Here is a 19,839-nt window from a genome sequence, read left to right on the forward strand (position 1 = left end):
GTCAGCCCTCCTTCTGGGCCGGAGCGGAAACGGCGGCGACCAGGTGGTGTTCGCGGAGCTTGGCCAGTCCGCGGGAGACGTTCGACTTCACGGTGCCGACCGAGCAGCCCATGATCTGGGCGATCTCGGCCTCCGGAAGGTCCTCGAAGTACCGCAGGACCAGCGTCGCGCGCGTCCTGCGGGGGAGTCCGGCGAGTGCCCGCAGCAACAGGTCACGGTCGTCGACCGAGCCGTACTGCTCGCGTGCCTGCGGCTCCGGCAACTGCTCGGTCGGCGTTTCCCCGCGCCACTTGCGGCGCCACCACTGCGTGCTGGTGTTCACCATCACCGTCCGGGTGTAGCTCTCCAGTGCGCTGCTGCTGCGCAACGAGTTCCGGTGGAACCACACCTTCGTCAGTGCGGTTTGCACCAGGTCCTCGGCCAGGTGCCATTCACCGGTCAGCAGGTAGCCGAACCTCTGCAGTGCGGTGAATCGCCCGTCCACGAACTCGGCGAATTCGTGGTCGCGTCCTGGATCCATTCCAACCCCCATCTCACTCAACTCGGTCAGCCTTGAGATGGCGTGACCCGAAGGAAAGGTTGAGCGGTGAGCTGGATGATCTCAGGCGAGTTCGTCGTACGCCGCTTGGGCCTTGGTGATCGCGGGTACGTGGGTTTCTGCCCAGTCGGTGATCACGCTGATGGGCTCGATCAGGGACGCGCCCATCGGGGTCAGGGTGTAGACGACCCGTGGCGGGATCTCCGGGTAGACCTCGCGGGTGATCAGGCCGTCGCGCTCCATCCGGCGCAGGGTCTGGGTGAGGACCTTGGGCGCGACCCGGCCGATGCCGTCGCGGAGCTCGGTGAAGCGGAGCGGGCCGTTGCGCAGGCTCAGGACGACGAGCACCGTCCACTTGTCGCCGATCCGGTCCAGGATCGTGCGGGTCGGGCAGTTCGGGTCGAACGCGTTGCCTTTGGTTACCACAAGGTACTTATAGCACGTTGAAGTAGCCAGTTACCAATGGATACCGTCGAGGTCACGTCAACAGAATTGGAGCAGAGATGAAGATCGCGGTGTTCGGCGCGAGTGGGATGGTCGGCAGCCGAGTGGCGGCCGAGGCGGTCAGCCGCGGGCACAAGGTGGTCGGCGTGACCCGCTCCGGCGGCGAGCTGCCGGACGGCGTCCGCCCGGTGCGGGGGAGCGCGAACGACGCCGCGGCGGTCAAGGAGCTGGCGGCGGATTCGGACGTGCTGGTCGCGGCGATCGGGCCGAGCCGGACCGGCGGCGACCACCAGGACTACCTGGACGCGGTCGACAACCTGATCGGCGCCGTGCGAGGGACGGCGACCCGGCTGTTCGTGGTCGGCGGCGCCGGCAGCCTCGTTGTCAACGGCAACCGGGTGGTGGACGGCCCGGACTTCCCGGCCGAGTACAAGGACGAGTCGCTGACCGTGTCGCAGGCGCTCGAGAACCTGCGCGCGAGCGACGTGAACTGGACCATGCTGTCCCCGGCCTTCGTGATCGCCCCCGGCGAGCGCACCGGCGTCTTCCGCCTCGGCCTGGACGAGCCGGTCGGCGACCACATCTCCGCCGAGGACTACGCGGTAGCCCTGATCAACGAGGCCGAAACCCCCGCCCACAACCGCCGCCGCTTCACGCTCGGCTACTAACTGGGGATGGGCCTCGGGGACTGGGAACAGGCTGATGCCTATGCCCAGTCCCCGCCGGGTGTCCCCGCTTCAGGCCCGCATCAACTATCGGGCGTGTTCGACGTACTTGCCCAGCACGTAGTCCCAACCCGTGTCGTAGCTGAGGCGGGCTCGGGCGCCGTCGCCGCTGCGCTCCCAGCCGGAGTGCACGAGCTGGACCTGTGTGCCGCCGTCGGTGGCGTCGAATGTCACCGTGACCTGCCCGGCTTCCGACGGATCCTGGCCGGGGTGCCAGCTGAAGCTCAGCGACCTCGGCGGATCCCACTCCGACAGGGTGCCCCAGGTGGCGATCTCGCCGTCTGCGCCGTACTCGACGATGCGCCCGCCGACGGCGCCCTCCAGCCGCACCTCGTTCGCCGCCGCCGCGCCGACCGAGTGGCTGAACAGCGGCCACCACGCCGACGTCTCCGCGGTGAACGCCTCGAACGCCCTGTCGACCCCGACCGGTACGACGACTGTCTTCACCAACGGCGAGATGTCTTGTTCCACAGTCATTTCCGCTCCTCCTCGGTCCGCTGGACGGTCCGCTGAACGTGGTCGGCGTACGCCTCCAGCGCGTCGCCCCAGAACTGGTCGAGCCAGCTGCGCAGCTCGCCGAGACCCGCCTGATGAACCCGGTAGATGTTCCGGGTCCCGCGCGACTCGTGCTGCACCAGACCGACCGCGCCGAGCACCTTCAGGTGCTGCGAGATCGCGGGCCGGCTGACGGGCATGCGCTCGGCCAGTACGCCGACCGAGCACGGCCCGTCGGTGCGCAGTGTCTCGAGGATCACCCGGCGCGTTGGGTCGCCGAGCGCGTCCAGCACCGGTCCGGCGGCTTCGAGTGATCCGTAAGTTCCCACGAACGGTAAGTTGCCACTAACCAAGGCGGGAGTCAAGCCTCAGTCGAAGGGATCGAGGATCAATCCGGCCGCCTGCGGATTCCCGTCGTGGACGAGTGCCTCGTGGTTGCCGACGTCGTCGAAGGCGAACCCGTACGCGTGACCGTCGGCCATCTGGGAGTGGATGATCTTCGAGTACTGGTTGGTGACCGCGTCCTGGTAGAAGTTCGCGTCGCTCGGGTCCGGCTGGTTGGGGTTCGTCAGCAGCGTGGAGCGGTTGTACCCGGCGCACAGGGTCCGGGAGATCGGGCCGCGGACCTGGTCGTTCGGTGCGTCGAGCAACTTGAAGCAGCCGAACACGCTGGCCGAGTCGGGCTTCTGGAACGACGTGACGACAGCGCCGGAGCTGTTCGTGAAGTTCATGACGCCGCCGGACACGCGACCGAAGTACTTGGTGTCGGGCTGGTCGCCGAACGGCGTGACCGTCAGGGTCTCCGAGCTGTACTTCGACCAGACGCGGTTGATGTAGTCGTCCATCGCGCTCGCCGGAATCCCCCCGGTCTCCACGCCGAACAGCGGGGAGAGCGCGCGGAGGACAGAGCCGTCCGGCGCCGTCTGGATCAGGCCGCCCCAACCGCCGGGGGCATTCCGGAGGCCGTTGTAGACAGCGTTGTAGCCGCCGGACTTGAGGTGACCGGTGGTCTTCGTGGACCCGTCCGCGGCCTTCACGCTGACGGCGTACGGCGCGGAAACCATGTCGACCTGCGTGCTGTTGATCCACAGGCCGCCGTCGTTGAGCGTGTACTCCGACCAGTGGAACAAGATGTTCCGGTTGGGGTCGCTCGGGTTCTGTACGGCGGGTTGCACGAGGCCGCCCGTGGTGAGTTTGAAGACGAGCTTCTGGCCGTAGGAGAAGTACACGCGGCCGGAGAACTTCGGCATCTGGATCGTGACGGACTGCCCGTTGGCGGGTCCGGCGATGGACGCGTCCGGCGCCGGGGTCGGCGGATTGCCGCCGGCCGGCCAGGCGTGGAACGTGCCCGAGGCGTCGGCCCAGCCCTGCTGCCCGGTCGCCAGGTTCGTGCCCAGGTTGTAGAGGTAGACCGGGTCGCCGCGGCCCGAGTTGTTGGTGATCGTCAGCGGAATCGTCGCCGGTACGGCCGCGTCGGCCGGCCGGTCCGGGGTCGCCGACAGTACGCCGGCCACAGCCACGGCGGCCGCGACGACACCCAGGACTCTGGTTCTGAAGCGCATAATCTTCTCCTCACGTACGCCTGAGAGAGCGCTCTCATCGTTGCGTGAGAAGGACACTGACTGTCAACACCTCACTACTGTCGGCTTTCCGACAGCTACTGCGGTGCGCCTTCGCCGGTGAGGCCGTCGATGGATTCGCGGATCAGGTCGGCGTGGCCGGTGTGGCGGGCGTACTCTTCGATCAGGTCGACGAGGATGTAGCGCAGGCTGGGGGAGTCGCCGTTGCGACCTTTGTATTGAGCCAGTTGGTCGACGCCGCCGGTCGCGAGGACCTCGGCGCACGCGGCGCGCGAGCGGTCGACCGCCGCCTGCCACAGGTCCATCAGTTCTTCGGGCGAGTCGCCCTCCGCGCTGTGCCACTCCCAGTCGGGGTCCGCGTCCCAGTCGACCGCGTCCCAGGGAGCGCCGAGTTCCTTGCCGAGGAGCCGGCGGATGAAGTACTCGTCCTCGACCAGCGCCAGGTGCTTGAGCAGCCCGCCGAGCGTCACGGTCGACGGCGGGTGCTGCTTGTTCAGGCCGGCCGCGTCCAGGCCGCCGCACTTCCAGGCGAACGTACGCCGGTTGCGCTCGAGCGCCCCCAGCAATGTGTCGGCCTCGGTCCGGGCGATCGGCGGCTCGGTGAGCGGTGCGTTGTCCATGGCAAGGACAGTAGCGGGGGTTCCGGACGATCACCTTCCGGAACTTCAGCCAGCTTGTGACGGCGGCCAGCGTCTCGTGGTCGGCGACTCGTCCAGCGCGACGAACTCGGGTGCCGTGAGCGGGCGCACGGACGCTTCGATCGACTCCATCGCGGTCAGCTCGGACTCGGTGACATGCAGATCGCGGAGCTTGCGCGCGGTGATGAACACCCGGCGCTCGAACGACCCGACCGTCCCGTTGTAGGCCTCCACCGCCGACGTGAGCGACCGCCCGACGCGGCCGAGATGATCGCCCATCGTGCCGAGCCGCTCGTACAGCTCCCGGCCGAGCTCGAAGACCTGTTGCGCGGACTCGGTCAACGCCGACTGGTTCCACGCGTACGCCGCGGCGCGCAACGTGGCGATCAGCGTGGTCGGCGTGGCGAGGATCACCCGGCGTTCAGCGGCGTACTCGAGCAGGGAAGGCTCGACGTCGAGCGCCGCCGACAGGAAGGACTCGCCCGGCACGAAGAGGATGACGAACTCCGGCGAGGGGGACAGCCGCGTCCAGTACGCCTTCGCCGCCAACTGATCCACATGGGTCCGCAGATGGCGCGCGTGCGCCCGCAACCGGTCCTCGCGGTACTCCGCGTCGTCGGACTCGCTCGCGTCGAGGAACGCGGCCAACGGCACCTTCGAGTCGACGACGATGTTCTTGCCCTCGGCAAGCCTCACCACGAGGTCCGGCCGCAGTACGCCGTCCTCGGCGACCGTGGTCGTCTGCTCGGTGAAGTCGCAGTGGGCCACCATTCCGGCGAGCTCGACCGTGCGACGCAGATGCAGCTCGCCCCACCGGCCGCGCACCTGCGGCTTGCGCAATGCGGTCGACAGCGAAGCCGTCTCGCGACGCAACGCCTCGCCGCTCATCCGCACCTCGTTCACCTGCTGATGCAGCTGGCTCTGCCACGCCGCGCGGCCCTGCTCGAGCTGATTCAGCTGCGCGTGCAGGCGATCCAGCGCTTCCTTGACGACGGCTTGCCCGCCCATCTGCTGACCGACGCTCGTGCGCTCCTGCGTCAGCTCGACCACCCGGTCCTCGGCCGCGTCCCGCTCGGCCGTGATCCGCGCCAGCGCGGCACCGTCCCGTCCACGGACCCACAGCACGCCGAACACAGCGCCCAGCAACAGCCCCACCACGAGGAAGAGCAGGATCAGCAATACCGTCGTACCGGTCATGTCACAGATAGTGCCGAACCCCACCGACAGTTTCCGGCAGATCGCGCGAGAGTTCCCGGAAAGTGCGAGAGGAAGTCCGATTCGGTTCCGGATCGCGGCCGTCAGCGCGCGGCGGCCTCGATCACGAACGTCGTACTCGCGGTGGCGACCGTGTCCACGAGCTCGAGGTCGGCGGCGGCGAGCAGCGTGCGGTACTCGTCCGTCGTACGCTCCCGTCCGCCGGTCATGATCAGCATGTTGAGGTCGGAGAACGCCGTCCGCACCGGATCGGGCGACAGATCGAGCAACTGCTCCACGAGCAGGACGCGACCGCCCGGGCGCAGGGCCTGGCGGCAGTTCCGGAGGATCGCGATCGACTCGGCGTCCGCCCAGTCGTGGATCACCGACTTCAGCACCAGCGCGTCACCGCCCGGGACGCTGTCGAAGAAGTCGCCTCCGACCACCTGAAACCGATCGGCCGAAGCGCCCGCGACCACGTCGGCCTGGTCGAAGAGCACGCCCTTGACCGTCGGGTAGCGCTCGAGGATCCCGAGCAGCAACCGTCCGTGCCCGCCCCCGACGTCCACCACGGTTCCGTAGCGGCTGAAGTCGTACGCCGCGACCACGGCGCTGGACACCGCATCAGCCATCGATGTCATGGCCGCGTCGAACGCGTCCTGTTCATCGGGATGCCTGGCGCGGTACTCCCACACCGGTTCGCCGTGCAGGATCGAGAACGCCGTGTCGCCGGTGCGGATGCTCTGCTCCAGGGCGGCGTACGTCTGCCAGTACGACCCCGTGCCGATGAAGCGCGCCCAGCCGGCGGCCGAGCGCGGCGCGTCGGCCCGCAAGGCCGCGCCGAGCTCGGTGTTCGCGAAGGTCCCGCCGTCCGCGGTGTAGAGGCCCAAGGTTGTGAGTGCCCGCATGAGCCGGGCCAGCGCTTGGATATCGGTCCCGGTCGCCGCGGCGAGTTCGTCCAAGGACATCGGGCTGGTGGCCAGTACGTCGCTGATCCGCAGGCGAGCGGCAGCGGAGATCGCCTGCGACACCTGGTACCCGCCGATCAGACGGAACAGTTCCCGGGAAGCATCCATGGCCCATAGTGCTCCCGGGAACGTCAGCAGTCCATCGCGGGGAACGAGTAGCCCTGGGCCTTCAGCAGCGGGAGGATCTTGTCGAGCGCGGCGACGGTCTGGGCCCGGTTGCCGCCGCCGTCGTGCATCAGGATGATGTTGTGGTTGTGCGCGTGGGTGAGGACGTTGTGCACGATCGCGTTCGTCCCCGGTCGGGCCCAGTCGCGCGGGTCGACGTCCCACAGCACCTGGACCATGCCGGCCGCCTTGATGTCGGCGCGCACCTTCGGGTTCGAGGCGCCGTACGGCGGGCGGAAGCAGGTCGAGTCGGGTCCGTCGAAGATCTCGTGGTGCCGCTTCGCCGGTGAGATCGCGGTCAGCTGCGGGTGCGTGATCGAGTGGCTGCCGATCGTGTGGCCGGCGGCAAGCACCTGCTCGCGCAGCCCGGGGTGCGCGGTCTGCATCGCTCCCAGCTCGAAGAACGTCGCGTGCGCGCCGTACTTCTTCAGGACCTGCAGGACCTTCGGCGTCCAGTACGGGTCCGGCCCGTCGTCGAAGCTGAAGAACAGGACCTTTTTGTTGCCGGAGGCAAGTGCTGCGGTCGGGTTTGGGGCCGGCTTGCGCGGTGTCGACGGCGGTGCGTTCAGCGTCGGTGTCTCGGTGGGCGTCGGGCTCGGCGTCTGCGTGCTGGACGTCGTCTGCGTGGTGGCGGCGGCCGGTCGTGGTTGCCGTTCGTGCCCAAGCGCCAGGACCAGCAACGAACCGACGACGACGGCCAGCGCCACCCCGGTCGCGACGACAGCGGCAAACTTTCGGGACATGACTTTCCCCTTGCAGCTAAGGCGGTTCCCCAAATGCGCCCCCTCAGGCGCCCTCACACTTCTGAAGACGCCTTACATGTCAGCTTGGTTGGCGTGGCCGTGTTGCGGTGAGATCTCGACTGTTGCGGTTCCGCCGCGGTGGTACAGCCGGCCCTCCAGCGACTTCACGCTTGCGACCAGCACGAAACTCATGCTCACCAGCAATGACCACGCGCCGAACTTCGCCGGGTGCACGAGGCGCCAGACACTCACCTGGTCCGGGTAGTTCCACGCGTCGAGGAACGTGCCGAAGTTCTCCGCGATCCACAGGAAGAACCCGATCAACGCGAACGACAACGCCAGCGGCATCCGGTAGCGCCGTACGCCGACCGTGAAGAAGACCCAGGTACGGCGCAACACGACGAGCAGACCGAGCGCGATCGGGATCCGCAGGTCGGGGATCCACTGATGGGTGAAGAAGTTCGCGTAGATCAGCACCGCGAAGACCGTGGTCAGGATCGGCCGGTAGTTGCTGACGCGGAGGTCGAACCGGCGCCAGGCCTGGCACAGGTAACTGCCGACGGCGGCGTACATGAACCCGGCGAACAGCGGCACCCCGGCGAACTTCGTCACCGCGTCGCCCGGGTACTGCCAGGAACCGACCCGGACCTTGAACAGCTCGAGCCCGAGCCCGACCAGGTGGAACCCGAAGATCACCGCGACCTCACGCCAGGTCTCCAGCCGCACCACCCAGAACAGTAGCGTCAGACCGAGGCAGTAGATCAGCAGGGCGTCGTACCGGGCGATCGGCAGGTCGACGTACTTCGAGATCGCCAGGCCCGCGAACAGGAACCCCGGGAACAGGCACGACACCACCTCCAGCCACCCGAAACGCAGGAACTGCAGGCATCCGAACACGAAGCGTGAGGGAATCCCGATCCGATCCGTCCAAGTGGTCACAGGATGGAGACGTTGCTTGCGATCACCTGGTTCGCGGAAATAGGAACAGCCTTGGGAGGTGGGGAGCATGGTGGTTTTCGAGACCGACCGGCTCGTGGTGCGCGACTGGGCGGACCCCGACGGCGACCGTGTCTTCGACATCTACCGGCGCTGGGAGGTGTCGCGCTGGCTGGGCGCGGAGCCCCGGGTGATGCCCGATCGCGGTGCCGCGTCGAAGGCGATCATGCGGTGGAACGAGCGCAGCCGCGAGGCGCCGTACGGCGTCTGGGCCGTGGAGGAGCGCGCCACCGGGACGATCGCGGGCACCGTATTACTGACCCCGCTGCCCGACCCGACGGACGGTACCGCGGGCCGCGGTGAGGTCGAGGTCGGCTGGCATTTCCACCCGGACGCGTGGGGGCGGGGCCTGGCGACCGAGTCGGCGCGGGCGGCGATCGAGCACGGGTTCAGGGCCGGGATCGGGCAGATCTACGCGGTCGTCCGCCCGGACAACGTCGCGTCGCTGGCCGTCTGCCACCGCCTCGGCATGCGCTCGATCGGTCGCACCACCCGCTGGTACGACGCCGAACTCGAGGCCTTCCTGATCTGACGATTGGGGTACTTCGGTGTTGGCCGCGTAACCTTGACGCCCGTGGCACTCACCATCGGAATCGTCGGGCTCCCGAACGCGGGCAAGTCCACCCTGTTCAACGCGCTGACCAAGAACGACGTACTCGCCGCGAACTACCCGTTCGCGACCATCGAGCCGAACGTCGGAGTGGTCGGCGTGCCGGACCCGCGGCTGGGCAAGCTCGCCGAGCTGTTCAGCTCGCAGAAGGTGATTCCCGCCACCGTGCAGTTCGTCGACATCGCCGGCATCGTCCGCGGCGCGTCGGAGGGTGAGGGCCTGGGCAACAAGTTCCTCAGCCACATCCGTGAGTCGGACGCGATCTGCCAGGTCACCCGGGTGTTCCGCGACGACGACGTGACGCACGTCGACGGCAAGGTCTCGCCGGCCGACGACATCTCCACCATCCAGACCGAGCTGATCCTCGCCGACCTGCAGACCGTCGAGAAGGCGATCCCGCGGCTGGAGAAGGAAGCCCGGCTGAAGAAGGAGTCGGCGGTCGTCCTGGAGGCGGTGCGGGAGGCGCAGAAGCACCTCGAGGCGGGTACGCCGATCATCGCCACCGGCGTGGACCGGGACGCGATCCGCGAGCTGATGCTGATGACCGCCAAGCCGTACCTGTACGTCTTCAACTGCGACTCCGACGAACTCGCCGATGAGGACCTCAAGCAGAAGATGCGGGACCTGGTCGCGCCGGCCGAGGCGATCTTCCTGGACGCCAAGTTCGAGGCCGAGCTGGTCGAGCTCGGCGACGAGGACGAGGCTCGCGAGATGCTCGCCGAGATGGGCATCGACCAGCCCGGTCTCGACGTACTGGCGCGCGTCGGCTTCGACACGCTCGGGTTGCAGACGTACCTGACGGCCGGCCCGAAGGAGTCCCGCGCCTGGACGATCAAGCGCGGCGCCACCGCCCCCGAGGCCGCCGGCGTCATCCACACCGACTTCCAGCGCGGCTTCATCAAGGCCGAGATCGTCTCCTTCGACGACCTGATGGAAGCCGGCTCCATGAACGCCGCCCGCTCCGCCGGCAAGGTCCGCATGGAAGGCAAGGACTACGTGATGCAAGACGGCGACGTAGTGGAGTTCCGCTTCAACGTCTAAATCGGTGCGTTTCCGCGGAGTCGTCGATGGAGCAGATGATGCGCATCCAGTCGGACCCGGTGGACCTGACTGATGCTGTGTCCTACGCACGGTCGCAAGTCTCGGGTCATGCGGACAAGTTCGACGCGCTCGCTGCGTTCGCGACGCTCGCACCGCCAATGGACGAAGCCAGTACGCGCGACACCGCCGCGAAGATGCTAGATGGCACCATCAGTCACATCTTCGGGTCCTCGACGTTCTCCTCCGACTTCCGGAAGATCGCAGCGAGTCCGGGGTCTTCTGGTCAGGCCGACGAGAACGCGGTCTGGGCCGAGATGGTCCGCACGGTGTTCTTTCACTCCCAGTTGCTCGGCAAGGGCGTTATCCAGCCTGCGCAGGAGGTTCTGACGACCGAGCACCGGTTCAGTAGGCAGTATATGGTCTCGTTGTGCTTGGAGTCGCCGACGGTGCCCGAGGGGCACGCCACGTTGTGGGGCGACGGACTGGCGCTCGGCTTGGGCGGCAACTACGGCGCTGCCGTCTCTGTGCTGGTCCCGCAGTTGGAGCAGGTCGTGCGGATCATGTTGAGACGGCACAACGTGCACACGTTGTTCGTCGATGAGCACGGCGTGGAGAGCGAAAAGAGCTTGAACGCGCTTCTCGACATGACCGAGACCGAGGACATCTTCGGGGCAGGGATGGTCATGGAAATGAAGGCGATGCTGGTCGTCCAAGGTGGACCGAACCTCCGCAACGACGTCGCGCACGGCCTTCTCAACGACGACACGGCGTGGAGCTACTCGGCGCTCTACATGTGGTGGTTCTGCCTGCGGTTGGTGACGTGGCCGGTCATCGAGATCATGGACCGCGGGCGTCCGCAGACCGCGAAGCCCGGCGCAGACTCCACGGCAACGATCGACGAAACGGGCACCCAACCGGGCGTCGAGACTACAGATGGCGTCACACAGGGAGTGACGGAGGATCTGGATGAAGGCGAGTAGGCAGGATTCAAGCTAAGGGCGGCCTTTCGATTGACGCCCTGTTGGCACCACCACGACCCCAGGTGCGTGCGGCTCGAGGTGAACTCGATGCTGTTGCGGACGCAGGTGACAACCCGGAAGCCATGCTGGTCGGCCTCGCCCTCACCGAGGAGGGCGACGTGCTCGTCGACTCTTACAGCGCGACGCGCAAGGCCGACTGTCCGCGAGGGTGCGCGATCCCGCGAAATGTGCGAGATAGATTCTTCCCTATGCGCCTCGCTCAGGTCCTGACAGGATCTCCGCGGCTTCTCGATCGTCCGCATCGTCCCTGACTAGCTGCGCCACTACGACACCCGCCCCCATCCTCGTGACGGAAGGTAATACCCGGTGGGCGCTCTTCCTTGTTCGGTTAAAGGCTGACGCGGTCTTCATTAAGTCCTATAATGACGCGCAGAGTAGCCATTAAGGTGATGAGGTTGCCATGACCAAGGGTCCCGAGCCGGCCAGAACTCGATTGAGCGCTCAGCGTATCGGTGCGCACCTGGCCACCTGGCGGAAGCTCCAGAGCTTGACCGCCGAGCAAGTCGCAGATCGGGCCGGGGTCTCGAGAGATACCCTGCGCCGTCTGGAAAGAGGCGAGACGACTGTGGGGATCGCTGTGTTCCTCAACGTCGCGCGTGTCCTTGGCACGCTCGATCGCGTTGTGGAGGCACTTGACCCGTACGAGACGGACCTCGGCCGCGCCCGCGCCGACGTTTCCCTGCCGAAGAGGGTCAGGCCTTGAGCGATCCGGTCTTCGTGAGCGTCGAGATAGGCGGCGAGACGGTCGAGGTGGGGACCGCCTACTTCACGCGCCGGAACGCTGTTGTCTCGACGTCGTTCCGCTACGCAGAGGACTATCTGGCTCGGCCCGGTGCTTACGCGATCGATCCCGGCATGCCACTACTGAAAGGCAATTACGCTCTGGCCGGGCTCCCTGGCGCATTCACTGATTGCTCACCTGACAGGTGGGGCAAGAATCTGATCTCGAAGACGGTGCGAGCGAAGGCGCTGCGTGACGGTCGGACAGCTCCGTCGGTCGGTGACGTCGACTACCTCCTGGGTGTCAGTGATCTGACCCGGCAAGGTGCGCTGCGCTTCCGCCAGCAACCCGAGGGACAGTTCCTTCATCCTGGCCTGACCGTCCCAAAACTCATTGAGCTACCGAGGCTGCTGCGCGCGGCGGATGGCGTGGCTCGTGACTCGGACGACATGTCAGCCATCAAGGATCTTCTCGATGCCGGCTCGGGTTCGCTGGGAGGAGCCCGGCCGAAGGCTTCGGTCCGGGATGGAGAGCGGCTGCTCATCGCCAAGTTTCCTCACCACAGTGACGAATGGGATGTGATGGCCTGGGAGAAGACCGCCTTGGATCTGGCCGAACGCGCAGGAATCGAGGCCCCGCGTCGCGAGACCACCTCGGTTAATGGCAAGACGGTTCTACTTCTTGATCGCTTCGATCGAAACGGTAGCCATCGGGTCGGGTATATGAGTGCCATGACCATGGTCCAGGGACGCGACGGCGGCCCTGGTGAGTACCTCGAGGTCGCCGAGACTCTGAGCGAGTTCAGTTCACGAACCAGCGACGACCTACAGCAGTTGTGGCGCCGGATTGCCTTCTCGATCGCGATCCACAACACGGACGATCACCTGCGAAACCATGGCTTCTTGCGAGACGGCCCTGCCGGTTGGCGCCTCTCACCCGTCTTTGACGTGAACCCGAATCCCGATGCGGGCGTGCAACGCGTCACAGGCATCGGCGGTGCGTATCGGCGCGAGGACGAACTCGAAGGCCTCATGACGTACGCCGAATCGTTTCGTGTCACGCCCAAGGATGCACGGCAGATCATCCGAGACGTGCTCCACTCCACCGTCGACTGGCAACGCGTAGCCACCAGCAATGGGATACCGAAGAGCGAACTGTCTCGTTTCGAGGATGCCTTTGAAGGTCTCCGGAAACCACTGAAGGAGCTCGTCCGATGAATCCGAGCAGGATGCGGCATGACCTTTGTCGAGCGCTAGGAGACCAGTCTCTTCGGTTCGGGTTGGTTGATCTCGGTCCACAAAGTGTCGAGGGAGAGGCCGAGGGTGTCGGCTATGGCGGCGATGGTGGGGAAGGCAGGGGTGGCTACGCGGCCGGACTCGATTTTGCGGAGGGTTTCGGGGGAGACGCCGGCATCGAGCGCGGTCTGGAGCATGGAGCGGTCGCCGCGGGCGCGGCGGAGGAGGGTGCCGAGGCGCTCTCCGCGCTCGACCTCGGCGGGGGTGAGCGGCAGCCTGACCATGTACCGATGATAGTACCGGGATAGTTTGGCCGGTATAGTTATTGCATGATCGAGATCTTGGACGCCCGGCAGCTGGCTCAAGCGAAGGAGACCGGAGCGCTGGTGGGCGGGATCCTGCAGACGCTGAAGAGCCGGACCGCGGTCGGCACGAATCTGCTGGACATCGACCAGTGGACGAAGGCGCTGATCGCCGAGGCCGGTGCGCAGTCCTGTTACGTCGACTACGAGGCGTCGTTCGGGCGTGGGCCGTTCGGTCACTACATCTGTACGGCGGTCAACGACGCCGTACTGCACGGGAAGCCGTCCGACTACCAGCTCGCCGACGGGGACCTGCTGACGCTCGATCTCGCAGTCTCCCTGGGAGGGATCGCGGCGGACGCGGCGATCAGCTTCATCGTGGGCGAGTCCAAGGCGCCCGAGGACGTCGCGATGATCAGCGCGACCGAACGCGCACTGGCCGAAGGGATCGCGGCCGCCGTTCCCGGGGCCCGGATCGGCGACATCTCGCGGGCGATCGGGACCGTGCTCAGCGCGGCCGGGTACCCGATCAACACCGAGTTCGGCGGTCACGGCATCGGTTCGACGATGCACCAGGACCCGCACGTCTCGAACACGGGCCGCCCCGGCCGCGGCTACAAGCTCCGCCCCGGCCTGCTTCTGGCCCTCGAGCCGTGGGTCATGCAGGACACCGCCGAACTCGTCACCGACGACGACGGCTGGACCCTCCGCAGCATCACCGGCTGCCGCACCGCCCACACCGAACACACCATCGCCATCACCGAGAACGGCCCCGAAATCCTCACCCTTCCTTCGTCGCTCTGACATCGGCCTGGTGCGCTGCGGCGACTTCCTGGGCGGCGTCGTGGACCAGAGTGATCAGTTCGGGTGGGGCGATGACCTGGGCGGCGCCGGCTTGGGCGAGGACGGCGGCTTGGGCTTCGTAGCGGTTCTCGAGGTCGGTGTGGATGATCCACCAGTCGTTGTCCGCGGGGAGCATCGGGGCGGTTGGGCGGAAGCGGCGGACGGCGTGGTCGCGGACCTTCAGGACGATCGGGTACGACGGACGCGAGGCCTGGAACTCGCGCTGGGACTGGGCCCAGTACGCGGCCAGGTCGAAGTCGGCGGGTCTGGTGAAGACGTCGTTGGTGAGTTCGGCCGAGGTCAGGCGGGACAGGCGATAGGTGCGGAGGCGGCCGTCGGTGCGGGCGGCGACCAGGTACCAGGTCCGCGCCTTGGCGACCAGTCCCAGAGGTGAGATCGCGAACGGCCCACGCCGCCGGCCGTCGTCGCCGTCAGGCCCGGTGCGATCTCCTTCGGTGGTCTCGCCGTACGTGATTTCGAGGCGGCGTTCTTCCCAGAGCGCTTGGCGGCAGAGGTCGAGCCAGCGTGGGGTTTCACGGCGGTCGTCCCAGCCGGCGTGGTCGATCAGGAGGCGTTGGCGGGCGTACTCGGCTTCGCGTCGAGTGCCTTCGGGAAGTGATGCGATCAGCTTGGTGACAGCGAGTTCGCTGGAGGCGTCGAGGCCGAGGTCGGCGAGTACGTGGGCCGTCGCGCCGACGAACACCGACATGACCTCCGACGGCGTCAGCCCGGTCAGCCGGCTGCGGTAGTCCGGCAGCAGTGTCCACCCGCCGGCCCGCCCGCGGATCGAGTACACCGGGACGCCGGCAAGGCTCAGTGCATCCAGGTCGCGCTGGATCGTGCGCGGTGACACGTCCAGCGCAGCGGACAGTTGCGCGACCGTCGACTGACCGCGGGTCTGCAGGTGCAGCAGCAGTCGGAGAAGCCGTTCGGCGCGCATCCTCCGACTATCCCAGGAAAACAAGCCAGAAGCTGGCGTCTTTTCCTGGGATGGTCGCCACCATGAGTGCAGTTGAGGTGGAAAACCTCTCGATGTCCTACAAGGCTCCGGTCCGCAAAGGCGGGTTGCGGGCGGCGTTCGGTTCGCTGGTACGCCGGGAGTACAAGACGGTCCAGGCCCTCGACGAGGTGTCGTTCACGATCGCCCCGGGCGAGGTCGCGGGGTTCATCGGCCCGAACGGCGCCGGCAAGACCACGACGATGAAGATCCTCTCCGGGATCCTGCACCCCACCAGCGGCGCGGTCCAGGTCCTCGACGCGGTCCCGTGGCAACGTCGCTCCGCCTTCCTCAAACGGATCGCGTTCGTGCGGGGAAGCCAACCGGTCGGCGGTTCGCAGGAGCTGACCGTGATGGACTCCCTCGAGTACCAGCGCCTGCTGTACGACGTCCCCCGCGCCACCTTCCGCCGTACCCTGGCCGACCTCGAAGCGCTCCTCGAGCTCGACCCGCTGTTCGAGCGCCAACTCCGCGCTCTCAGCCTCGGCGAGCGGATGCGGGTCGGGCTCGCGATGGCGCTGATCTACCGCCCCGAGGTGCTGTTCCTCGACGAGCCGACGATCGGTCTCGACGTCACCGCCGCGAGCCAGATCCGCCAGTTCGTGCGGGAGTACGTCGAGCAGACCGGCGCGACCGTACTCCTGACCAGCCACTACATGGCCGACGTCGAGTCCCTCTGTCCGCGCCTGATCCTGATCGACAAGGGCAAGGTCCAGTACGACGGTCCGCTCGCGGAGCTGTCCGCACGGTTGTCGCCGTACAAACTGATCCGGATCTCCACGCAAGGCGATCCTTCGCCGTTCGGTGAGGTGGTCGACAAGCCGGACGGGCAGTGGGTGCTGAGGGTGCCGCGGGACGAGGTCGCGGGTATGACGGGCCGCTTGCTGCAGGCGTTGGAGGTCGTGGACCTTGCGGTGGAGGAGCCGCCGTTGGAGAAGGTCATCGACCAGGCGTACCGCGAGGGGCTGCGATGAGAACCGCCGTACTGCTCGGATTCCGGCTCCGTCAGGAGGTGCTGGAATGGTCCGGGGCGTGGTGGTTCCTGCTCACGCTCGTGGTGCAGGCCGTGGTCGCGCCGCTGATCGGGTTGTTCGTGTGGTCCGCGGTCTATCCGGACGATCCGGCGATCGCGCGGTACTACGTCGCGGTCATCCTGGTGACGCTGATGACCGAGTCGTTCGAGCAGCACACGTTTTCCGAACGGATCTACAACGGGACGCTCAGCCACGAGTTGCTCCGCCCGCAGCCGGTGGTGGTCGGCGTGATCGGCATGAATCTCGCGATCCGCGCCTGGTTGACGTTGCTCGGGGCACCGATCGTGCTGCTCACCGGGATCGCGTTGCAGGTCGGGTTCGACTGGTGGGCGGTGGCGCGGAGCACGCCGTACCTCGTGCTCGCCGCCGTGCTCGTTTTCCTGTGGACATTTCTGTTGTCGCTGACGGCGTTCTGGACGGATCGGGTGCATGCGGTGGTGGGATTCGGTAGCCAGCTGGTGTTTCTGTTCGGCGGTACGGCGGCGCCGATCGGCTTGCTGCCCGACGGGTTGCGCCGGGTTGCGGAGGTGCTGCCGTTCTACGGGATGAGCGGTCTGCCGGCCGAGATCGCCGCCGGGACGCGTGGCGGTGGAGCGCTCGGTTATCAGTTGGTGTGGGTTGTCGTGCTGGTCGGCGTGGTCGTGGTCCTGTGGAGAGCCGGCGTCCGTCGGTACACGGCGGTGGGCTCGTGAAGCTCCTTCGTCTGTTGGCGGCAGGCTTCTCGATGTCTCTGCGCCGGAGCGTGGCCTTCCGCGTCAACCTGGTCTTCGACGTACTGCTCGCGTTCACCGGTCTGGGTACGGCGATCGCGGCCGTGCTGATCGTGTTCACCCGGGCCGACACATTGGCGGGCTGGTCGAAGGCGGAGTTCCTGGTCCTGATCGGCACGTATCAGCTGATCACCGGGCTGCGGACGACGTTCATCGATCCGAACCTGTCGTGGTTCCCCGAGACCGGGATCCGCCAGGGGAAGCTGGACGGCTACCTGTTGCAGCCGGCTCCGAGCTTGTTCCTGTCCAGCTTGTCGTTGTCGTCGCCGCTGCAGCTGATCCAGGTTGCCCTCGGGGTCGGCGTGCTGGCCTGGGGGATCGGGGTCGCTGATCGGTCGCCCGGTGCCGCTGGCGTGCTGAGTTGGTTGGTGCTGGTTGTCGCGGGGACGGTGGTGACGTGGGCGTTGAGTGTGCTGCTGGCGTGCTTGGCGTTCTGGGCGCCGAAGCTGCAGTTGGACGTCTTCTACCACTCGGCCTGGCAACTCGGCCGCTACCCGACGGATGTCTTCGCCCGCCCGCTCCGCATCCTCCTCACGTACGTCTTCCCGATGGCGCTCATCGCCAGCGTCCCGTCAACCGCACTCCTCCGCGGCCCTCAACTCGGCGTACTACTCGCCGGCGTCACAGCAGCAGCCGGCGCGGCGACGCTAGCAGCGCTAGCTTGGCGGGCCGGGTTGCGGCGCTACACCGGCGCGACCTCGTGAGTGTGCGCTAAGGACAGGAGGTGTTCCTTATTTGAGGGCGATCCACCGTCCGGGCAGGCGTGCGGACCGCTATACGTAGACATGTACGTCCTGTTCTTAGCGCCAAAAACAGTGGCTGGACCGAGGGCAGCGGGTTACGGTCGCGGGCATGGTTGATGCCTTGTTCGGGGAATCTCGGTTGGCTGCGGTTTATGACGCGCTGGATCCGGATCGGGGCGATCTGGAGCACTACGTGGCGATCGTGAAGGAGTTCGGCGCCACCAAGGTGCTGGATGTGGGGTGCGGGACGGGCGAGTTGGCCTGTCTGCTCGCCAAGGGCGGAGTGGACGTCGTCGGGGTGGATCCGGCGGAGGCTTCCCTGGAGGTTGCTCGAGGCAAGGAGTTTGCGGATCGGGTGCGGTGGATCCACGGGGATGCGACGACGTTGCCGCCGTTGCGGGTGGACCTTGCGCTGATGACGGGGAACGTGGCGCAGGTGTTCCTGACGGACGAGGAGTGGTCGGCGACGTTGCGTGGGGTGCATGCCGCATTGGAACCACAAGGCCGGTTCGTGTTCGAGACGCGGGATCCGGCGCGGCGCCAGTGGGAGGAGTGGACCCGCGAGCGCACCCATCAGGTGCGGCAGGTTACGGGCGGTGAGACGGTGGAGGCGTGGAGCGATCTGCTCTCGGTGGAGCTGCCGTTCGTTTCCTTCCAGGGCACGTACGTGTTCTCGTCGGACGGCGCCGTACTCACCTCGCAGTCCACCCTGCGGTTCCGCGAGCGGGACGAGGTCGAGGAGTCGCTCGTCGCGGCCGGGTTCGTGGTCGACGACGTACGGGAAGCTCCGGATCGGCCCGGGAAGGAATGGGTATTCGTCGCTAGGGCGACGTGAGCAGTGCGGTCAGGGTGTGGTGCGCGGTGCGGGACATGACCGGGTTGGTTTCGACGTAGTACCACAGGCAGCCGATGGCCTGGGCGAACGACCAGCCCATGCCGCGACGCCACTCCGCGTCGTCGCTGCCGAGCGCGGTGCGGAACGCCTCGCGGGCGGTGGGGTCTAGGAGGTTCCACGCCGGCTGCAGATCCATCGCGGGGTCCGAGACCGTGAAGGTGCCGACGTCGATGATGCCGGCGAGGCGGCCGTCCTTCGCGAGGAGGTTGCCCGGCATCAGGTCGCGATGCGTCCAGGCGTCCGGTTCGGTACGCGGCGTCGTCCGCAGGTCGGCCCACAACCGGGCGAGCTCGTCCACGTCGATCATCCCGCGGCTGCGCTCCAGGCCGTCCGCGACGTACTCGTCCTGCGACGTCAGCACCCCGCCGCGCCACGAGCCCGTGAACACCCGCCCCTCGGTCGGCTGCGCTCGCAGCGCCAGCACGAACCGCGCGAGATCCTCGGCGAAGCCGGTCGACCCGGCGACGTCGGCGTCGTACGCGATCGTCCCGTCCACCCAGGTCTGCACAGCCCACGGCAGCGGATAACCCGAGGCCGGCGCACCGATCGCGATCGGCTGCGGAGTCGGGTACGGCGACATTGTGTGCAACCGTCGTGCGGCATCCGCCTCGTCCCCGAGCTCCTGCTGCACCGTCGCCGCATCACCCGGCAGAATCGGGAACCGGGCGACCAGTCCATCGCCGATCCGGAACAGGGCGTTGACAGTTCCGTGCGACGGTACGGCGCGGACAGCGAGCCCGCTCCACTCCGGGAACTGCTCCTTGACGAGCCCTTCGACCAGCTCGACCGTCACATCCAGTTGCCCCTCATGCATCACGCCCAGAAGTATCCGGGAGTGTTCAGGGCGCCCGCACACGATTTAGACGAGCACTGCAGGGGCTACCCGTGCTGAGCCGATCCCGCGGTCGGGCTTGCCCAGCCGGAAGCGGACCTTGCCCTTCAGCACCGTCCCGGACTCGGCCTGCCCGTCGGGGCGTCCTCGGCGCGTTGCCAGTCGAACGTGTCGAGCAGGTACTCGCGGGTGATCGCGGGCAGGCCGCGGTCGCGGACGAGGGTGGCGACGGGCGCGGTGGTCCAGGCGGTGACGAGCCGATCGAGGGACGCGGCAACGAAGTCGTTCAT

General features: G+C 67.1%; 25 protein-coding genes. 11 read left to right on the forward strand and 14 right to left on the reverse strand.

What is annotated here, in order from left to right; translation table 11 throughout:
* Position 1 precedes the first annotated feature (1 nt).
* Entirely contained in the window at positions 2–520 is a 519-nt protein-coding gene (locus EV651_RS06875; protein WP_131334628.1) for a SigE family RNA polymerase sigma factor, read from the reverse strand.
* A gap of 81 nt (positions 521–601) precedes the next feature.
* A complete protein-coding gene (locus EV651_RS06880; RefSeq protein ID WP_133783129.1) occupies positions 602–964 on the reverse strand; it encodes a helix-turn-helix domain-containing protein in 363 nt (120 codons plus the stop codon).
* Positions 965–1,041: 77 nt separating this feature from the next.
* Between EV651_RS06880 and EV651_RS06885 the strand changes: the two genes are divergently transcribed.
* Positions 1,042–1,650, forward strand: a complete 609-nt coding sequence (locus EV651_RS06885; protein WP_133783131.1) for an NAD(P)-dependent oxidoreductase — start codon at positions 1,042–1,044, stop codon at positions 1,648–1,650.
* 84 nt (positions 1,651–1,734) lie between these two features.
* Here EV651_RS06885 and EV651_RS06890 read toward each other — a convergent pair whose 3' ends face one another.
* The 8 genes from EV651_RS06890 to EV651_RS06925 form a co-directional block, all read right to left on the reverse strand.
* Positions 1,735–2,184: an SRPBCC domain-containing protein gene (locus EV651_RS06890; protein ID WP_133783133.1), complete on the reverse strand. Its 450-nt coding sequence runs from the start codon at positions 2,182–2,184 to the stop codon at positions 1,735–1,737.
* A complete protein-coding gene (locus tag EV651_RS06895; protein WP_202870191.1) occupies positions 2,181–2,531 on the reverse strand; it encodes a helix-turn-helix transcriptional regulator in 351 nt (116 codons plus the stop codon). The genes EV651_RS06890 and EV651_RS06895 overlap by 4 nt, the downstream gene beginning before the upstream one ends.
* 39 nt (positions 2,532–2,570) lie before the next feature.
* Positions 2,571–3,764: a glycoside hydrolase family 64 protein gene (locus tag EV651_RS06900; RefSeq protein WP_133783137.1), complete on the reverse strand. Its 1,194-nt coding sequence runs from the start codon at positions 3,762–3,764 to the stop codon at positions 2,571–2,573.
* A gap of 95 nt (positions 3,765–3,859) precedes the next feature.
* Positions 3,860–4,402, reverse strand: coding sequence for a DinB family protein (locus EV651_RS06905; RefSeq protein WP_133783139.1), 543 nt, complete (start codon positions 4,400–4,402; stop codon positions 3,860–3,862).
* 45 nt (positions 4,403–4,447) lie between these two features.
* On the reverse strand, positions 4,448–5,617 hold the full coding sequence (locus EV651_RS06910) for a DNA recombination protein RmuC (protein WP_133783141.1): 1,170 nt from the start codon (positions 5,615–5,617) through the stop codon (positions 4,448–4,450).
* Between the two features lie 101 nt (positions 5,618–5,718).
* Complete coding sequence (locus EV651_RS06915) at positions 5,719–6,690, reverse strand: methyltransferase (RefSeq protein ID WP_133783143.1); 972 nt, start codon at positions 6,688–6,690, stop codon at positions 5,719–5,721.
* A gap of 23 nt (positions 6,691–6,713) precedes the next feature.
* Positions 6,714–7,490, reverse strand: a complete 777-nt coding sequence (locus EV651_RS06920; protein ID WP_133783145.1) for a polysaccharide deacetylase family protein — start codon at positions 7,488–7,490, stop codon at positions 6,714–6,716.
* A 72-nt stretch (positions 7,491–7,562) separates the two neighbouring features.
* Entirely contained in the window at positions 7,563–8,429 is an 867-nt protein-coding gene (locus EV651_RS06925; protein ID WP_238156706.1) for a DUF817 domain-containing protein, read from the reverse strand.
* A gap of 67 nt (positions 8,430–8,496) precedes the next feature.
* Here EV651_RS06925 and EV651_RS06930 point away from each other — a divergent pair, with 67 nt between their 5' ends.
* The 5 genes from EV651_RS06930 to EV651_RS06950 all read left to right on the forward strand — a co-directional run bounded on the left by EV651_RS06930 (position 8,497) and on the right by EV651_RS06950 (position 13,115).
* The gene (locus EV651_RS06930; protein WP_133783147.1) at positions 8,497–9,018 is read left to right on the forward strand and encodes a GNAT family N-acetyltransferase; all 522 of its coding nucleotides are present in this window, start codon (positions 8,497–8,499) and stop codon (positions 9,016–9,018) included.
* A gap of 42 nt (positions 9,019–9,060) precedes the next feature.
* Positions 9,061–10,137, forward strand: a complete 1,077-nt coding sequence (ychF, locus tag EV651_RS06935; RefSeq protein WP_133783149.1) for a redox-regulated ATPase YchF — start codon at positions 9,061–9,063, stop codon at positions 10,135–10,137.
* Positions 10,138–10,163: 26 nt separating this feature from the next.
* On the forward strand, positions 10,164–11,117 hold the full coding sequence (locus EV651_RS06940; RefSeq protein ID WP_133783151.1) for a DUF4209 domain-containing protein: 954 nt from the start codon (positions 10,164–10,166) through the stop codon (positions 11,115–11,117).
* 460 nt (positions 11,118–11,577) lie between these two features.
* On the forward strand, positions 11,578–11,880 hold the full coding sequence (locus tag EV651_RS06945; RefSeq protein ID WP_133783159.1) for a helix-turn-helix domain-containing protein: 303 nt from the start codon (positions 11,578–11,580) through the stop codon (positions 11,878–11,880).
* Positions 11,877–13,115 (forward strand): type II toxin-antitoxin system HipA family toxin, encoded by a 1,239-nt coding sequence (locus EV651_RS06950; RefSeq protein ID WP_133783161.1) that lies wholly within the window; start codon positions 11,877–11,879, stop codon positions 13,113–13,115. The genes EV651_RS06945 and EV651_RS06950 overlap by 4 nt, the downstream gene beginning before the upstream one ends.
* A 35-nt stretch (positions 13,116–13,150) precedes the next feature.
* Here the strand turns inward: EV651_RS06950 and EV651_RS06955 are convergent, their stop codons facing one another.
* Entirely contained in the window at positions 13,151–13,417 is a 267-nt protein-coding gene (locus EV651_RS06955) for a helix-turn-helix domain-containing protein (protein ID WP_133783163.1), read from the reverse strand.
* 45 nt (positions 13,418–13,462) lie between these two features.
* Between EV651_RS06955 and map the strand changes: the two genes are divergently transcribed.
* Positions 13,463–14,239, forward strand: coding sequence for a type I methionyl aminopeptidase (map, locus tag EV651_RS06960; protein ID WP_133783165.1), 777 nt, complete (start codon positions 13,463–13,465; stop codon positions 14,237–14,239).
* On the opposite strand, the gene EV651_RS06965 is transcribed toward map, so the two are convergent.
* Positions 14,217–15,218: a YafY family protein gene (locus tag EV651_RS06965; RefSeq protein ID WP_133783167.1), complete on the reverse strand. Its 1,002-nt coding sequence runs from the start codon at positions 15,216–15,218 to the stop codon at positions 14,217–14,219. The two genes, map and EV651_RS06965, sit on opposite strands and share 23 nt — an antisense overlap.
* A gap of 62 nt (positions 15,219–15,280) precedes the next feature.
* Here EV651_RS06965 and EV651_RS06970 point away from each other — a divergent pair, with 62 nt between their 5' ends.
* The 4 genes from EV651_RS06970 to EV651_RS06985 all read left to right on the forward strand — a co-directional run bounded on the left by EV651_RS06970 (position 15,281) and on the right by EV651_RS06985 (position 18,657).
* A complete protein-coding gene (locus EV651_RS06970; protein ID WP_238156707.1) occupies positions 15,281–16,249 on the forward strand; it encodes an ATP-binding cassette domain-containing protein in 969 nt (322 codons plus the stop codon).
* Entirely contained in the window at positions 16,246–17,001 is a 756-nt protein-coding gene (locus EV651_RS06975) for an ABC-2 family transporter protein (RefSeq protein WP_133783169.1), read from the forward strand. Before EV651_RS06970 ends, EV651_RS06975 begins: the two co-directional genes overlap by 4 nt.
* Positions 16,998–17,783, forward strand: a complete 786-nt coding sequence (locus EV651_RS06980; protein ID WP_238156708.1) for an ABC transporter permease — start codon at positions 16,998–17,000, stop codon at positions 17,781–17,783. Before EV651_RS06975 ends, EV651_RS06980 begins: the two co-directional genes overlap by 4 nt.
* 148 nt (positions 17,784–17,931) lie before the next feature.
* The gene (locus EV651_RS06985) at positions 17,932–18,657 is read left to right on the forward strand and encodes a class I SAM-dependent methyltransferase (RefSeq protein ID WP_133783171.1); all 726 of its coding nucleotides are present in this window, start codon (positions 17,932–17,934) and stop codon (positions 18,655–18,657) included.
* Here the strand turns inward: EV651_RS06985 and EV651_RS06990 are convergent.
* Positions 18,644–19,531: an aminoglycoside phosphotransferase family protein gene (locus EV651_RS06990; protein ID WP_133783378.1), complete on the reverse strand. Its 888-nt coding sequence runs from the start codon at positions 19,529–19,531 to the stop codon at positions 18,644–18,646. The genes EV651_RS06985 and EV651_RS06990 overlap by 14 nt on opposite strands.
* A gap of 125 nt (positions 19,532–19,656) precedes the next feature.
* Entirely contained in the window at positions 19,657–19,839 is a 183-nt protein-coding gene (locus tag EV651_RS06995; RefSeq protein ID WP_133783173.1) for a hypothetical protein, read from the reverse strand.

This window comes from Kribbella sp. VKM Ac-2571, from assembly GCF_004362255.1.
In the GTDB taxonomy this organism is placed as follows: Bacteria; Actinomycetota; Actinomycetes; order Propionibacteriales; family Kribbellaceae; genus Kribbella; species Kribbella pratensis.

Coding starts and splice junctions, on each gene's coding strand:
- EV651_RS06940 (WP_133783151.1), top strand. CDS start 10,164: ATGGAGCAGATGATGCGCATCCAGTCGGACCCGGTGGACCTGACTGAT.
- EV651_RS06890 (WP_133783133.1), bottom strand. CDS start 2,184: ATGACTGTGGAACAAGACATCTCGCCGTTGGTGAAGACAGTCGTCGTA.
- EV651_RS06975 (WP_133783169.1), top strand. CDS start 16,246: ATGAGAACCGCCGTACTGCTCGGATTCCGGCTCCGTCAGGAGGTGCTG.
- EV651_RS06990 (WP_133783378.1), bottom strand. CDS start 19,531: ATGCATGAGGGGCAACTGGATGTGACGGTCGAGCTGGTCGAAGGGCTC.
- EV651_RS06965 (WP_133783167.1), bottom strand. CDS start 15,218: ATGCGCGCCGAACGGCTTCTCCGACTGCTGCTGCACCTGCAGACCCGC.
- EV651_RS06970 (WP_238156707.1), top strand. CDS start 15,281: ATGAGTGCAGTTGAGGTGGAAAACCTCTCGATGTCCTACAAGGCTCCG.
- EV651_RS06915 (WP_133783143.1), bottom strand. CDS start 6,690: ATGGATGCTTCCCGGGAACTGTTCCGTCTGATCGGCGGGTACCAGGTG.
- EV651_RS06920 (WP_133783145.1), bottom strand. CDS start 7,490: ATGTCCCGAAAGTTTGCCGCTGTCGTCGCGACCGGGGTGGCGCTGGCC.
- EV651_RS06875 (WP_131334628.1), bottom strand. CDS start 520: ATGGATCCAGGACGCGACCACGAATTCGCCGAGTTCGTGGACGGGCGA.
- EV651_RS06910 (WP_133783141.1), bottom strand. CDS start 5,617: ATGACCGGTACGACGGTATTGCTGATCCTGCTCTTCCTCGTGGTGGGG.
- EV651_RS06900 (WP_133783137.1), bottom strand. CDS start 3,764: ATGCGCTTCAGAACCAGAGTCCTGGGTGTCGTCGCGGCCGCCGTGGCT.
- EV651_RS06985 (WP_133783171.1), top strand. CDS start 17,932: ATGGTTGATGCCTTGTTCGGGGAATCTCGGTTGGCTGCGGTTTATGAC.
- EV651_RS06885 (WP_133783131.1), top strand. CDS start 1,042: ATGAAGATCGCGGTGTTCGGCGCGAGTGGGATGGTCGGCAGCCGAGTG.
- map (WP_133783165.1), top strand. CDS start 13,463: ATGATCGAGATCTTGGACGCCCGGCAGCTGGCTCAAGCGAAGGAGACC.
- EV651_RS06930 (WP_133783147.1), top strand. CDS start 8,497: ATGGTGGTTTTCGAGACCGACCGGCTCGTGGTGCGCGACTGGGCGGAC.
- EV651_RS06905 (WP_133783139.1), bottom strand. CDS start 4,402: ATGGACAACGCACCGCTCACCGAGCCGCCGATCGCCCGGACCGAGGCC.
- EV651_RS06955 (WP_133783163.1), bottom strand. CDS start 13,417: ATGGTCAGGCTGCCGCTCACCCCCGCCGAGGTCGAGCGCGGAGAGCGC.
- EV651_RS06995 (WP_133783173.1), bottom strand. CDS start 19,839: ATGAACGACTTCGTTGCCGCGTCCCTCGATCGGCTCGTCACCGCCTGG.
- EV651_RS06945 (WP_133783159.1), top strand. CDS start 11,578: ATGACCAAGGGTCCCGAGCCGGCCAGAACTCGATTGAGCGCTCAGCGT.